Source organism: Bradyrhizobium uaiense, assembly GCF_010811875.1.
Classification (GTDB): domain Bacteria; phylum Pseudomonadota; class Alphaproteobacteria; order Rhizobiales; family Xanthobacteraceae; genus Bradyrhizobium; species Bradyrhizobium uaiense.
The window spans coordinates 13,318-27,108 of the sequence record NZ_VKHP01000122.1 but is presented as its reverse complement, the minus strand read 5'-3'; the positions used below and the strand labels follow the sequence as shown (position 1 = coordinate 27,108).

Below are 13,791 nucleotides of genomic sequence, written 5' to 3'. Positions count from 1 at the left end.
TGATCGACCGCATCACCAAGGACAAGGTGCCGCTCATCACCATCAATCACGGCCGCACCGATTCGACCGACGGTCGCGTGTTCCCCTACGTTTTTCCGCTGCTGCTCAATCCCTACAGCGAGACCTCCGGAATCGTGAACTACATCGCGAGCCGCGAGGGCGGGGTCGACAGGCTGAAGGACAAGAAGATCGTCGTGCTCTATCACGGCTCGCCCTATGGCAAGGAGACCATCCCGATCTACAAGCTGCTGGCCGACAAGTACCAGTTCAGCCTGGAACAGATCGAGGTGCCGCATCCCGGCAACGAGCAGCAGTCGCAATGGCTGTCGATCCGGCGCGCCAAGCCCGATTACGTGGTGCTGCGCGGCTGGGGCGTGATGAACCCGGTGGCGCTGAAGACCGCGCAGAAGGTCGGCTTCCCCGCCGACCACGTCATTGGCAACGTCTGGTCCAACTCCGAGGAAGACGTGATCCCGGCCGGCGACGCCGCCAAGGGCTATATCGCGATCACGACGCAAGCATCCGGCGAGCAGTATCCGGTGCTGCAGGAAGTGATCAAGACGGTTTATGGCGCCGGTAAGGGCAATCTTGACGACAAGAAGCGGATCGGCAGCGTCTACCACAACCTCGGCATTGTGAACGGCATCCTCAACGTCGAGGCGATCCGCATCGCGCAGGCGAAGTTCGGCAAGCGCACGTTGACCGGCGACGAAGTGCGCTGGGGCTTCGAGCATCTCCAGCTCGATCCGGCGCGGGTCGAAGCGCTCGGCGCCAAGGATCTTTTCCATTCGATCAACGTTACCTGGGACAATCACGAAGGCGACGGCCGCGTGACCTTCCAGCAGTGGGACGGCGGCAAGTGGAAGGTGGTCTCCGGCTGGATCGCGCCGGACTGGGCCTTCCTGCGTCCGATCATCGAGAAGTCGGCCGCCGCCTACGCCAGGGAGCACGGCATCAAGGTGCGGACCTCCGGCGACGATCCCGTCAGCAACTGACGACGCAACGGGCGCGGGAACCCCTTCGGCTCTCGCGTCCTCCAACGCCATGGATCAAACGATGAGTGAGACCCTGCTCTCTGTCGAAGGACTGGCCGCGACCTACAACCACGCAATCGCGGCGGTCGGCGACGTCTCGCTCGCCGTACGCCGCGGCGAGATCGTCGCTGTGCTCGGCGCCAACGGCGCCGGCAAGTCGACCACGTTGCAGGCGGTCTCGGCGCTCCTCTCAGCGCGTCGCGGGCAGATCACGGCCGGGCGGATCGTGTTCGACGGCCGTGACATTGCCGGCACCTCGGCGGCGACGCTGGTGCGCGCCGGGCTCGTGCCGGTGCTCGAGGGGCGACATTGCTTTGCCTCCCTGACAGTCGAGGAAAACCTCATCACCGGCGCGATGGGGCGCGATGCGCGCCGGGCGGAGATCGCCGCCGATCTGGATCGCATCTATCAGCTGTTTCCGCGGCTGAAGCAGCATCGCCGCACGCTCGCCGGACTGACCTCGGGCGGCGAGCAGCAGATGGCGGTGATCGGCCGGGCCCTGATGTCGCGCCCGCGGCTGCTGGTGCTCGACGAACCGTCGATGGGCCTCGCGCCGCTGGTCGTCGAGGCAATCTTCCGCGCGCTCAAGCAGCTCAACGGCGAACAGGGGCTGTCGATCCTGGTTGCCGAGCAGAACTCGACCGTGGCGCTGCGTTTCGCCGATCACGCGGTCGTGCTCGAGAACGGGCGCAGCGTGCTGGCCGGCCGCGCGGCCGAACTGCGGCAGCGCACCGACATCAAGACCCACTATCTCGGCGGATCGTCACAGGATGATCGGAGCCGAAGGCAGCCGCGCGAGGCTGTCGCATGATTGCAACCCGGAGAGACTGACCATGGCCAACGACAATCTCGCGCGCAAGATCGACGACGTTTATGCCAGGCTCGATGCCGCCATCGATGCGACGGTGAAGGTGAATGCTGACCGCAACGACCGCGAGAGCCGCTTTCCGCGCGAGAATCTTCGCGCGCTGGCGGAGGCCGGCTGGACCGGCGTGCTGAACGAGCCGAATTTCGGCGGGCTCGGCCTTAGCCATCTGGATTTCGCCGAGGCGGCGTACCGGATCGGACAGGCCGATGCGTCCACCGGGCTGATCTACGTCATGCATGTCGGCGCGGCCCAGACCATCAATCTGTTCGGCAACACGGACCAGAAGGAGCGCTGGCTGAAGGCGAATAATGGCGGCCTGCTCGGCACCTATTCGACCAGCGAGCGCGCCACCGGCGGGCACTGGTGGTACAATCTGTCCGAAGCCTCGCGCGACGGTGACGACTATCGCGTCAATGCTGAGAAGTCGTTCACCACGAGCTCCGGCCAGGCCGACTACTACGTGGTGCAGACGCGCACGCCCGGCGCCAAGGACCAGGCCGACATCATCTTCTTCATCGTCGACGGCAAGGCCGAGGGCATCGAGTCCCGGCCCTGGGATGCGCTCGGCGTGCGGGCCAACCATTCCGGGGCGATCCGCTACAGCAATGTGCATGTGCCGCAACGCGACCGGCTCGGCGCCGAAGGGCAGGGCAAGGAGATCATCTATGACGGCGTCTCGCCGGTCTATCTGATCGGGCTCGGCGCGGTCTGGGAAGGCGTCGCACGCGGCGCGTTGAACGCGGCGATCGCTCACACCACGAGTTTCGTGCACAAGGACAGGAACAAGAGCCTGTCGGATTATCAGGCAATCCGCCAGGAGCTCGGCGCGGCCAAGGTGCTGGTCGAGACGCTGCGGCCGTGGCGCAACGAGCTCGCGGCCAAGCTCGACGCGCTCTGGCGCGCCGGCAAGCCGCAAAGCGAAATCCTGATCCCGCTGACCGAGTTCAAGGTGCACGCCGCCGAGGTCGCCAACAAGGTCGCCGCGACGGCGCTGACGGTGACGGGCGGCTACGGTTATCATCGCGGCCCGATCGAGCGCGCTTATCGCGACGCCCGTGCAGCGATCGCGATGGGGCCGTCCAATGTCATCGCGCGCGACTGGATCGGAAAGGCAGTGGTCGGCCTGCCGCTCGAACTGTTCTACGAAGGCGGAGAATAATCCCTATTTTCCGCACAGCGCGTGGAACGACGCAAGCGAAAGGCCCGCCGCTCAACCGAAGCGACGGGCCTTCAAATTCGCGTGGGCTACCACTGCCGGTAGACGCCGGTCAGCGTGCCGTTGTTGTTCCCTTCCGGACCGACGTCGCCCTGAGTCGAGCTCGGCGCCGGATGGTTGGTGCCGTTCATCGCGCCATACCAGCCGGGTTCAACCTGATTGTACACGACCTGCGGCTGATAGGTCTCGTAGCGCGGGCCGCCGTAGTACCGTGGGCCGGGGTTCCCATAAGGATAGTAGCCCTGCGCGAACGCACCCGCCGTCGTTGCGATCAGCGATGCCGCAGCCAGGGTCAGTATCTTGGTGTTCCGTTGCATTTATACACTCCTTGCTGGTGTTACGACCAACGGACGCTGCGGACCGGCGTTCCTGATCTGCCATGCAGCTGACGAAGGTGAATTTGCGCGGAGCTGGGATCAGGATTTGGTGAGCGGGCTTGCGCGGGCGAGAGACCGGCGCTGTCGCTCTGCTCGGTAGAATGCATCCCGCAGATTCGCTATGCTTTTCTGGCTATAACGGCCGACGGCGAGCCGTGCCCGAGCTGGACGCTCCGTTAAAAGGAAGCCCGCCGACCGGGGCGGGCAAGGTCTCAGGGAGGAAAACGCTCTGACAAGGGAGCGTGCGATCAGTCTCCCCGATTCGAGGGCGGCTGCGAAGATCGTATAACTACTGTCATCAGGGCCGGCATTATGCGAATGCTGCTGCGGGCCGCGGCAGGCCGGCAAGGCACGTCAAGAAGGCCCAATATCAAGGCGCGAATAACAGGGGAAGTTCATGAGCACGTCTGGAGTTTTTGCCCGCGTCGTCGCGGCGATCGGGGCCGGTGCTGTGGCGTGGCGGCGGATGCAGGGCGCCGAGCCCGCGCCCGCCTGGGGCAGCGCGCCGCAGATTCCGGCGGCAAAGTCGCAGGGCGCGATCCCGACGCTGAAGATGCCGACCGCACGCGGCTGGGACAACGGCCAGCTCCCGACCGCAGCGCCCGGACTCAAGGTCAATGCCTTCGCGGCCGGGCTCGATCATCCGCGCTGGATCAACGTGCTGCCCAACGGCGACGTTCTGATCGCGGAGGCAACGCAGATCGCGGGCACACCGCGCAGCGTGTTCCACTATGCGATGCAGGCGACGATGCGCCGCGCCGCCGCGCTCGGCGTCAGCGCCAACCGCATCACGCTGCTGCGCGACCGTGACGGCGACGGTGTCGCCGAAAGCCGAGGTGCCTTCATGGAAGGACTGCGTCAGCCGTTCGGCATGGCGCTGATCGGCGACACCTTCTATGTCGGCAACACCGACGGCGTGGTCGCGTTTCCCTATACCGCGGGCGCGGATCGCATCACCGCAGAGGGGCGCAAGCTCGTCACCTTCAAGCCCGACGGGCACTGGACGCGCAGCCTGCTGCCGAGCGCCGACGGCAAGAAGCTCTACGCCGGCGTCGGCTCGCTCAGCAACATCGCCGAGAACGGCATGGAGGTCGAGCAAGGCCGCGCCGCGGTCTATGAGCTCGATCTCGTAGCGGGCACCAGCCGCATCTTCGCCGGCGGCCTGCGCAATCCGGTCGGGCTCGCATGGGAGCCGAACACGAATGTGCTGTGGACCGTCGTCAACGAGCGCGACGGCATCGGCGACGAGACGCCGCCGGACTATCTGACTTCGGTGCGCGACGGCGGCTTCTACGGCTGGCCTTATTGCTACTGGGGCCAGACGGTGGACGACCGCGTGCCGCAGGATCCGGCGATGGTCGCCAAGGCGATCCAGCCGGACTACGCGCTCGGCGGCCATACCGCCTCGCTCGGGCTGTGCTGGATGCCGAAGGGCACGTTGCCGGGTTTCCCAGACGGCATGGTGATCGGCCAGCACGGCTCGTGGAATCGCTCGACGCTGTCGGGCTACAAGGTGGTGTTCGTGCCGTTCGAGAACGGCCGTCCCTCGGGGCCGGCGCGCGACATCCTGTCGGGCTTCCTCGCGCCCGACGAGAAGGTCTCCTACGGCCGCCCGGTCGGCGTCGCGCTCGGCCCTGATGGTTCGCTGCTGGTCGCCGACGATGTCGGCAATGTGATCTGGCGCGTCACGGGCGCGTAGTCACGCGGGCTTCAAACCTCCCCTTGAAAAGGGGAGGTCGCTTTGCTCGTCAGAGCAAAGCGGGTGGGGATTCGCTCTCTCCGCATACAGCGGCGCCTGTGGCTGACCCCCATCCCGACCTTCCCCCATTCAGGGGGAAGGGAAAGGCAGGGTTCACGCAGATGACGCGCCTCACACCGCCCTGATCTCGCCGCCATCCATGCGCAGCACCGTGCCGGTCATCCAGCGCGCCGATGGCGACACGGAGAAGGCGATAAGGTCGGCGATTTCCTCGGGCGCGCCGAAACGCTTGATGCCGGCCTGCCTGAGGAAGCCGGCCTTGGCGGTGTCGACGTCGACCTGTCTTGCCGCCGCTGATTTCTCCAGCATCGCGAGGCGACGTCCGGTCATGACGGCGCCCGGCGACACGCAGTTCACCTGCACGCCGCCGTCGATGCCGCGTTCGGCGAATGCCTTTGCCAGTGCCTCGATCGCGGCGTTGATCGTACCCACCGCCGGCGCGCGACAGCACGGCGGCGTTGCCTGAGGTGAAGATGACAGCGCCTTGCGATGCCTTCAGCGCATCCCAGGCCTGGATCGTCAGCCGCCTGGCGCCGTGAAACTTGAGCGCGATGCCTGCGTCCCATTGCGCATCGGTCATCTCGAACAGGTCGAGCCCCGCGACCGCACCGGCGACATTGACCAGCGCGTCGATGCGCCCGAAGCGATCCAGTGCCGCCTTGACCACGTCGTCAGCGGCCGTCGGTGAAGCAAGGTCGAGGTCGAACACCAGCGGCATGCGGCCGCCGGCTTCGATCTCGTTGCTGACCTCGTGGAGCTTCTCGCCGCTGCGCGCGACGAGGATGATGGCGGAAAAATCCCGCGCAAGCCGCAGCGCCGTAGCGCGCCCGATACCGGCGCTTGCGCCGGTCACGATGGCGACGGATTGGGTCATGTGATTGCCTTGGTAGACCGGCGCGCGCGTCAGCGGCTCAGGAATTCGCGGATGCTTTGCGCGATCTCGGCGGCATGGGTTTCCAGCGCGAAATATCCGGTGTCGAGGAGTTTGATGACCGCCTTCGGATTGTCACGCTTGAACGCCTCGGCGCCCGGCGGCCCTTCGGAGTTCTGCCTGATCGCCCTGGGATAGGCTGGGCGCAGTGGCCGCCGGCTGGGAGGCCGCGCTGATCAAGCGTCCCGGCAATGATCTGCTCGGCGTCGGTCCGCAGCCGCAAGCGGTTGGTGATGATCTGGACGATGTCGCCGACCAGCTGATCCGCCGCTACGGCGCCGAAGGGTAATGAGCCCTGACGGATCGTGCGCCGCAAGGACCTTAAAACTCCCGCCGGGCCCGATAGCTCGGAAGCGCATAAAACCGGAATGAAATCCATAGCGCTTTTCAACCATGCCCCTTGAGCTTTCCTCAACTTCCCCGGCCGATGCTTTGGCCGCGCCGCACAGGATCGACAACGGGATCGACAAGGAGCTGAGCATGTCGGCCAAGGCACGAACGACCGGACGAGCGACTGCGACAAACGTCTCCGCGCAATCGCGCGAGGATATCCTTAACGCGCGGGCCATCAGCACGCTGGGCGCCGGCGTCGTCAACGCGATGAGCGCGGTCGGTGCCGCGGTCATCAAGAAGCACAAGCCGGTGCTCGGCAAGAGTCCGGACTGGTTCTGGCACATGTTTGCGAAATGCGAGGCCAAGGCCGCGCGGGTCGCCGAGCAGGCTGCGCGCGATCCGCAGGCCTGCGGCGATGCCACCTTCATCGAGGTCTACGCCGCGCAACTGCCGAAGCTGATGGCGTCCGCACTCGAGAGCCACGACAAGGCGCTCAAGGCGAAGTGACGTCGCGTCAGGAAGATGCGGACAACGGCGATCGTCCTGTTGGCGTTCCCGCGCGCTCTGCCACGCAGGGCAGCCATGCACCTGAAACCACGACCTGCCGCCGTTCGTAACCAACGGGTGGCGGAAGTCCGCACTCGCGGACTTCGGATTTTTCAATCCGGGACGGTCGATGGTGAAGCACCTTATTTCCGATGAAGAGAAGTGTGACGCGTGTAACGGGACTGGCTTTCCCAAGGTGAGGCAGCCGAGCGAGCCGGGAAGGAAAATCTACCCGGAGCCTTGCAAGAAATGCGGCGGCAAGGGGCGGGTCAAAAAGGCGACGTGGGGCAAGTCGTAGCGCAAAGCAATCAGTCTTGTCGGGCGGGTTAGCCAACCGGTCCGCGCAAAGCGCGGCCCGACGACAGGCTCCGCGTAACCCGCGGCAGCGCCACGCCGATGGAGCTAGGGCGGGTTACGGCTTCGCCCAACCCGCTATACGTTGCCACTGCACGCGGGTGCGGCGGCATGTGACCGGCGTCACGGCAGCCACGCGCGCCGCACGCCATTGATAGCGCCATGAACGGGCGGTCCTCCCGTCAATCATGGAGCTAAAGATGACGTCCACCCTTGCAATCAGCACTTCCGATGACGGTCTTGCCCTGGTGGTGCCGGAGCACGATCAGGCGGCTGCGACCCGCGTGCCAACGGCTGCCGCTCCGCAGCGTCAGTTCTGGGAAACCGAGCACACCCGCCCGGATTTTCAGCCGTCCAGCGATGCCGCGCCGGAGCTGGCCGCGGCCACCGCGAACTATCTCGGCGAATGCATGCGGCATCCCTATCTGCCGGTGTCGGAAATCCGCGCGCGGCAGTTCGCCCGCATCAAGGAACTGGTCGAGCTCGCCTATCGCGACATCCCGGTCTACCGCGCCAAGTATGACGCCGGGGGCTTCAAGCCCGAGCATCTGCGCGACTATGACGACATCCAGAAGATCCCTGTCATCACCAAGCCGGAGCTCGTCGCGGCCTTTCCGGACCAATGCGTCAACCGGAAGTACAAGCCGGAAAACCTGTTTCCGACCCGCTCGTCCGGCTCGTCCGGCCAGACCCTCCTGATCCGCGTCGACTATGACGCCGTCATCACCGACACCATCCAGGGCGTCCGCCAGTTCGCGATGCAGAGCGGCGGCAATTACCGCGCGGAGGATCTGCTGGCGCATGTCTACACCGTGCCGTGGTGGTTCGATTCGATCGGCGGTGATTATCCGACCGCCTTCATCTCGAACCTGATCCCGCCGGCCCGCGTCGCCCAGCATCTGCGGTATCTCGGGCCGAAGATCCTGTCGCTCTATCCGTCGAGCCTGGACGCGCTGATGCCGCATGTCGACGAGTTCCGTTCGTCGCTCAATCTCGCGGTGACGCATTCGGAATATTCCTCGCGCGCCGCCCGTCAGGAATGGTCGCGCCAGCTCGGCGTGCCCGTGCTCGACGAATATTCCTCCGAGGAGGCGACGCGGATCGCGCTCGAGATGCCCAATGGCCAATATCATGTCTGCGAGGACACCGTGCATCTCGATGTGCTCGACCCCGTCACGATGGAGCCGCAAGCGCCCGGCCAGTCCGGCATCGCTGTCATCACCAACCTGCTCAATGAAGCGATGCCGTTCATCCGCTATGTGCAGGGCGACTACATCACCCAGCCGGCCAATCCTGCGCCGTCTGATATCAACTGGTCGCAGATCGCGAGCATCGACGGCAGGCTCAACGACGCCTTCGTCAACCGCGACGGCCGCAAGGTGCCGGCCGGCAGCATCTTGGATGCGACCTATCGCTGGATGTTCGACTGCAACCTGCATCTGGCGCAGTTCGAGATCGTGCAGCGCGGCGTCGACCTGGTCGAGGCGCGCGTCGTGCTCGGCCAGGACGTGCCGATGTCGCGGCTGCACGGCTCGGTCGCGCATCTGGAGGATCTGCTCGCGGCCTGCCTCGAGCATCCGGTCCGGGTGCAGGCGCACGCGCTGCTGGCATTTCCGCCCAAGGTCGGCAAGCGCCGCCCGATCCGCCGCGAGATCGATTGATCCCGGCGAGAGGAGGAGTGCGTGCCATGACACAGTCACTGAACCGCATCGCCGCCATGACGGCGCGCTATTACTACATCCTGCGCTCGTCATGGTTGCGGCTGCTCGAGATCGTCTATTGGCCGGCGATGCAGATGATGGTGTGGGGTTTCCTCTACACCTACCTCTATGACAGCAAGTCGGCGATGGCGTCCACCGCCGGCCTGCTGCTCGGCGCCGTCCTGCTCTGGGACGTGCTGTTTCGCGGCCAACTCGGCTTCACCTTCACATTCCTGGAGGAGATCTGGTCGCGCAATCTCGCCAATCTGATGATGAGCCCGCTGCAGCCTTTTGAACTCGCGGCCTCGCTGATGCTGATGAGCCTGATCCGCCTCGTGATCGGCACGCTGCCTGTGCTGCTGCTGACATGGCTGCTGTTCGGCTTCAATGTCTATGCGATGGGGCCGGGGCTGATCGCATTCTTCCTCAACCTGGTGCTGACCAGTTGGGCGATCGGGCTCGTCGTCGCCGGCCTAGTGATCCGCCAGGGCTTTGGCGCAGAAAGCCTGGCTTACTCGATCATGATCGTGCTGCTGCCGCTGTGCTGCGTCTACTATCCGGTCGCGGCGCTGCCGGTCTGGCTGCATCCGGTGGCCTGGTCGCTGACGCCGACCTATGTGTTCGAGGGCATGCGCGCCGTGCTGCTCGACGGCACCTTCCGCACTGACTTGATGCTCGAATGCCTCGCGCTCAATGCGGTCTATCTCGGCATTGGCTTCACCACATTCGTAACTCTGCTGCAGAGCGCCCGCCACAAGGGCGGCCTGCTCACCATGGGCGAGTAAGGGGAGAGATTCGTGAGCCGCATCGAACATTTCCTGGCCCGCAGGCATCTGACACCGGTGTCGCCAGGCACCACACCGACGCAGGGCAATGCGCCTGATCGTCTCGACATCGATGACGCACCGGCGATCGCGGTCGAGAGCCTCTGCAAGCAGTACCGCACCCATCGGGCGGTCGACGAGGTCAACTTCATCGTGCCGAAGGGCTGGACCGTCGGCCTGCTCGGCGGCAACGGCGCCGGCAAGACCACCACCATCTCCATGATCATGGGCCTGGTGGTGCCAAGCTTCGGCCGCGCCATGGTGCTGGGCCACGACATGGCGACCGAACGCCATAAGGTTCTCAGCCGGATGAACTTTGAAAGCCCCTATGTCGCGCTGCCGGGACGGCTCACCGTGCGCCAGAATCTGACGGTGTTCGGCCGGCTCTACGGCGTCGCCAATCTCAAGGCGAAAATCGAGGAGCTGATCGAGGATTTCGAGCTCGGCGACGTGCTCGATCGCGTCACCGGCCGGCTCTCGGCCGGCCAGAAGACCCGCGTCGCGGTGGCGAAGGCACTGATCAACGATCCCGACGTGCTGCTGCTCGACGAGCCGACGGCATCGCTCGATCCTGATCGTGCCGAGTGGGTCCGCAGCCGGTTGCGCGCCTATCAAAAGCGCCGCGGAGCCACCATCCTGCTGTCCTCGCACAACATGACCGAGGTCGAGCAGCTCTGCGATTTCGTCGTGATCATGAACCGCGGCCGCGTCGTTGCGATGGGGCCCCCGCAAGAGCTCGCCGAGCGCTTCAAGTGCCGGGATCTCGACGAGGTCTTCATCTATCTGGCGAGGGTCGCGTGATGTCCTCATCTGGTTCTCCGAACGACAAGCCGGTTGCGATCCGTCAGGAACGCCGTTCGGACGTGGCGGCGCAAGACGGTCTGCTCGACGCTGCATTCGGTCCTGGCCGTTTCGCCAAGACCTCGGAGCGGCTGCGCGAGGGCCGCAAACCTGCGCGCGGCCTCGCGTTTGTCGCGCGCCGTGGCGGCCAGCTGGTCGGTACGTTACGGCTATGGCCGGTCGTGACCGGCACCGGTCACACCTGCCTGCTGCTCGGTCCGCTTGCGGTCGCCGAGGATGCCCGATGTCTGGGCATCGGCGCCGCGCTGATGGGACAGGCGTTGGCGCGGGCGCAGCAGCTCGGCCACCGCGCCGTCATCCTGGTCGGCGATGCCGCCTATTACGAACGGTTCGGTTTCTCGGCCCAGAAAACCGCTGCGTTCCGCATGCCCGGTCCATACGAACGCGATCGCCTGCTGGCCGTTGAGCTGGTGCCGGGCGCGCTGCGAGGGGCGGGCGGCCTGATTGCCGCGGCCGACCCGAGGCCGTCGCGGTTGTCCGGATTGATGGACCGGATCGTAGGCCCCCCGGCCCCGATCGGACAACCGGCCTGATCCGGCACCTTTTTACGCCATGGGGGCATGGCGATTTGGTCGGTCTTGGCGTAAAGCAGCCCAAATCGTCATGCGGCTGTGCCGCCTGCCGGGTACGCAGCTTCAGGTCGTCCCGCTCGACGTTCTGCGCCCGGACCAATCAAGGTTTCCCATCTCGTGCCCTTTCCGACCACAAGTCCGCCGCTCGCGCGCGCCCTGGCTGAGCGCAACTACGAACAACCCACCCCCGTCCAGCGCGCCGTGCTCGCGGACGATGCCGTTGGCCGTGACCTGCTGGTTTCGGCCCAAACCGGCTCGGGCAAGACCGTTGCCTACGGATTGGCCATGGCAAAGGACCTGCTCGGCGACGCCGAGCGGTTCGAGCCGGCCGCCGCACCGCTGGCGCTGATCGTCGCGCCGACGCGCGAGCTCGCCTTGCAGGTTCAGCGCGAGCTCGCATGGCTCTATGAACATGCCGACGCCCGCGTCGTCTCCTGCGTCGGCGGCATGGACCCGCGTCGCGAGCAGCGCGAGCTTGCGGCGGGCGCCCACATCGTGGTCGGCACGCCCGGCCGGCTGTGCGACCATTTGCGCCGCGGCCGTCTCGATATTTCGGGATTGCGCGTCGTCGTGCTCGACGAGGCCGATGAGATGCTCAATCTCGGCTTCCGCGAGGACATGGAATTCATCCTCGAGACCACGCCGGACACGCGCCGCACCCTGCTGTTCTCGGCGACGTTTCCGCGCGGCATCGTCGCGCTGGCCAAGCAGTATCAGCAGCAGGCGTTCCGGATCGAGGTCGCGGGCGACGAAGGCGGCCACGCCGATATCGAGTACCGCGCCATCCGGGTCGCTGCCGACGATGTCGAGCACGCGGTCGTCAACGTGCTGCGCTTCCATGAGGCGCCGAGCGCGCTGGTGTTCTGCAACACCCGCGAAGCCGTCCGGCATTTGCAGGCGGCGCTGCTGGAGCGCGGATTCTCGGTGGCCGCGCTGTCGGGCGAGATGACCCAGAACGAGCGGACCCAAGCGTTGCAGGCGCTGCGCGACGGACGGTCCCGGGTTTGCGTCGCGACCGACGTGGCGGCGCGCGGCATCGATTTGCCGAGCCTCGATCTCGTCATTCACGCGGATCTGCCGAAAGACCCGGAGGTGATGCAGCATCGCTCGGGCCGCACCGGCCGCGCCGGCCGCAAGGGTGTCAGCATCCTGCTGGTGCCGCCGGCACGGCGGCGGCGCGCCGAATTGCTGCTCGATCTCGCCGGCATCGATATTGTCTGGGGCACCGCGCCGCAGGCGGACGAGATCCGCAAGCTCGACCATGAGCGCCTGCTCAAGGATGCGGTGTTCTCCGAGGAGACGACATCAGACGATCTGGCGCTGGCGCAGGCCTTGCTCGCCGAACGCTCGCCCGAGGTGATTGCCGCGGCATTGGCCCGGCTCTATCGCGCGCGGTTGCCGTCGCCCGAAGACATTCTCGATCCCGGCGAGGGACGTGGCCGCGACCGCGGCGACCGCGGCGATCGCGCCTCGCGCCGCGAGGAGCGTGCCGCCGGGCCGCGCGCGAAGACCGGGAAGTCTCCGCGCCACGGCATGGAGGAGGCGACCGTCTGGTTCCGCGCCGCGATCGGGCGCCGGAAGAATGCCGAAGCGCGCTGGCTGCTGCCGATGATCTGTCGCCGTGGCGGCATCGACAAGCGCGACATCGGCGCCATCAAGGTCATGGACACGACCACCGAGTTCGAGATCGCCGCCCGGGTTGCGGACTCCTTCGCCACGAAGATCAAGCGTCCGGACAAGGAAGACAGCATCCGCATCGAGCCGCTGGCCGACGCTCCGCAGGTTCAGGCGCCATCGGAGAAACCGGCACGCAAGCCCAGGCACGATGCATGGCGTGACAAGGACGACGGCGGGCACCGCGCGCCGCGCAGCGACGAGCCGCGTGACGAGGCGGCCGCAAAGCGCCGCGGCAAACCGGACCGGGAGGCGAGAGCGTTTTCGCGCGAAGCGGGCGGCGGCTCGCGTGAAGACTACGCGTCAAGACAGGAATCCAGAGCGCCGTCCCGGTTCGATCGCGATGGAAAAGGCTCGAGGCCGACATCCGGCGACGAGCCAAGGTTCGGCAAGAAAAAGAAACACCGGGGCAAGTCCGGCCAGGCCGGACACACGCCGTGGCCGGATGTCGCGGCGAAACCGAAGTTCGGCAAGAAGCCAAAGAAGAAGCGCCGCGGCTAGCGGTGCTTGGTGTCATGCTACGTGAGGTGAGCAAGCTGCTCAGGCTCCCTCCCCCCTTGCGGGGGAGGGTTGGGGAGAGGGGTGCCACACGGCAAGCTCTCTCCCACTCAGTCGAAGTGTGCAATACACGCCGCCGAAATCGCACGAGTTGATTGATGATCTCGCCCGGGGCCACCCCTCTCCCCAACCCTCCCCCGCAAGGGGGGAGGGAGCCGTTCCGCCAGTGCGCCCCTTACAACTG

The 13,791-nt window shown here is 66.0% G+C and carries 13 protein-coding genes and 2 pseudogenes; 11 read left to right on the top strand and 4 right to left on the bottom strand.

From position 1 onward, the window contains the following. The 3 genes from FNJ47_RS26090 to FNJ47_RS26080 form a co-directional block, all read left to right on the top strand. Positions 1–995: ABC transporter substrate-binding protein (locus FNJ47_RS26090; protein ID WP_163158263.1), on the top strand; the 995-nt coding region annotated here is incomplete at its 5' end. Between the two features lie 61 nt (positions 996–1,056). Further along, entirely contained in the window at positions 1,057–1,845 is a 789-nt protein-coding gene (locus FNJ47_RS26085; RefSeq protein ID WP_163158261.1) for an ABC transporter ATP-binding protein, read from the top strand. 22 nt (positions 1,846–1,867) lie between these two features. Continuing rightward, positions 1,868–3,061 carry an acyl-CoA dehydrogenase family protein gene (locus FNJ47_RS26080; protein WP_163158259.1) on the top strand — a complete coding sequence of 398 codons (1,194 nt, stop codon included), beginning with the start codon at positions 1,868–1,870 and terminating at the stop codon, positions 3,059–3,061. 86 nt (positions 3,062–3,147) lie between these two features. On the opposite strand, the gene FNJ47_RS26075 is transcribed toward FNJ47_RS26080, so the two are convergent. Beyond that, positions 3,148–3,435 carry a hypothetical protein gene (locus tag FNJ47_RS26075; RefSeq protein WP_163158257.1) on the bottom strand — a complete coding sequence of 96 codons (288 nt, stop codon included), beginning with the start codon at positions 3,433–3,435 and terminating at the stop codon, positions 3,148–3,150. A gap of 457 nt (positions 3,436–3,892) precedes the next feature. Here FNJ47_RS26075 and FNJ47_RS26070 point away from each other — a divergent pair, with 457 nt between their 5' ends. Then, entirely contained in the window at positions 3,893–5,194 is a 1,302-nt protein-coding gene (locus FNJ47_RS26070; protein ID WP_163158255.1) for a PQQ-dependent sugar dehydrogenase, read from the top strand. Between the two features lie 171 nt (positions 5,195–5,365). Here FNJ47_RS26070 and FNJ47_RS53300 read toward each other — a convergent pair whose 3' ends face one another. The 3 genes and pseudogenes from FNJ47_RS53300 to FNJ47_RS51555 form a co-directional block, all read right to left on the bottom strand. Next, entirely contained in the window at positions 5,366–5,686 is a 321-nt protein-coding gene (locus FNJ47_RS53300; protein WP_347341714.1) for an SDR family oxidoreductase, read from the bottom strand. A gap of 64 nt (positions 5,687–5,750) precedes the next feature. After that, a pseudogene (locus FNJ47_RS53295) lies at positions 5,751–6,128 on the bottom strand (SDR family NAD(P)-dependent oxidoreductase); the annotation flags it as partial. A gap of 29 nt (positions 6,129–6,157) precedes the next feature. After that, positions 6,158–6,289: pseudogene (locus FNJ47_RS51555) on the bottom strand (alpha/beta hydrolase); the annotation flags it as partial. 44 nt (positions 6,290–6,333) lie between these two features. Here FNJ47_RS51555 and FNJ47_RS26060 point away from each other — a divergent pair. From FNJ47_RS26060 to FNJ47_RS26030, 7 genes are all read left to right on the top strand, one after another. Then, complete coding sequence (locus tag FNJ47_RS26060; protein WP_175068421.1) at positions 6,334–6,474, top strand: hypothetical protein; 141 nt, start codon at positions 6,334–6,336, stop codon at positions 6,472–6,474. A gap of 191 nt (positions 6,475–6,665) precedes the next feature. Then, positions 6,666–7,025 (top strand): hypothetical protein, encoded by a 360-nt coding sequence (locus tag FNJ47_RS26055; protein ID WP_163158253.1) that lies wholly within the window; start codon positions 6,666–6,668, stop codon positions 7,023–7,025. Between the two features lie 593 nt (positions 7,026–7,618). Further along, the gene (locus FNJ47_RS26050; protein ID WP_163158251.1) at positions 7,619–9,079 is read left to right on the top strand and encodes a phenylacetate--CoA ligase family protein; all 1,461 of its coding nucleotides are present in this window, start codon (positions 7,619–7,621) and stop codon (positions 9,077–9,079) included. A 26-nt stretch (positions 9,080–9,105) separates the two neighbouring features. Then, positions 9,106–9,903, top strand: a complete 798-nt coding sequence (locus FNJ47_RS26045) for an ABC transporter permease (RefSeq protein ID WP_163158249.1) — start codon at positions 9,106–9,108, stop codon at positions 9,901–9,903. Between the two features lie 48 nt (positions 9,904–9,951). Beyond that, positions 9,952–10,743, top strand: coding sequence for an ABC transporter ATP-binding protein (locus tag FNJ47_RS26040; protein WP_165445867.1), 792 nt, complete (start codon positions 9,952–9,954; stop codon positions 10,741–10,743). After that, entirely contained in the window at positions 10,743–11,336 is a 594-nt protein-coding gene (locus FNJ47_RS26035; RefSeq protein ID WP_163158247.1) for a GNAT family N-acetyltransferase, read from the top strand. The genes FNJ47_RS26040 and FNJ47_RS26035 overlap by 1 nt, the downstream gene beginning before the upstream one ends. A 156-nt stretch (positions 11,337–11,492) precedes the next feature. Next, entirely contained in the window at positions 11,493–13,550 is a 2,058-nt protein-coding gene (locus FNJ47_RS26030) for a DEAD/DEAH box helicase (RefSeq protein ID WP_163158245.1), read from the top strand. Positions 13,551–13,791 lie beyond the last annotated feature (241 nt).

What these genes read in the sequence shown, in the direction of transcription:
- FNJ47_RS26070 (WP_163158255.1), top strand. Translation starts at nt 3,893, where the DNA reads ATGAGCACGTCTGGAGTTTTTGCCCGCGTCGTCGCGGCGATCGGGGCC.
- FNJ47_RS26080 (WP_163158259.1), top strand. Translation starts at nt 1,868, where the DNA reads ATGGCCAACGACAATCTCGCGCGCAAGATCGACGACGTTTATGCCAGG.
- FNJ47_RS26050 (WP_163158251.1), top strand. Translation starts at nt 7,619, where the DNA reads ATGACGTCCACCCTTGCAATCAGCACTTCCGATGACGGTCTTGCCCTG.
- FNJ47_RS26075 (WP_163158257.1), bottom strand. Translation starts at nt 3,435, where the DNA reads ATGCAACGGAACACCAAGATACTGACCCTGGCTGCGGCATCGCTGATC.
- FNJ47_RS26055 (WP_163158253.1), top strand. Translation starts at nt 6,666, where the DNA reads ATGTCGGCCAAGGCACGAACGACCGGACGAGCGACTGCGACAAACGTC.
- FNJ47_RS26085 (WP_163158261.1), top strand. Translation starts at nt 1,057, where the DNA reads ATGAGTGAGACCCTGCTCTCTGTCGAAGGACTGGCCGCGACCTACAAC.
- FNJ47_RS26045 (WP_163158249.1), top strand. Translation starts at nt 9,106, where the DNA reads ATGACACAGTCACTGAACCGCATCGCCGCCATGACGGCGCGCTATTAC.
- FNJ47_RS26035 (WP_163158247.1), top strand. Translation starts at nt 10,743, where the DNA reads ATGTCCTCATCTGGTTCTCCGAACGACAAGCCGGTTGCGATCCGTCAG.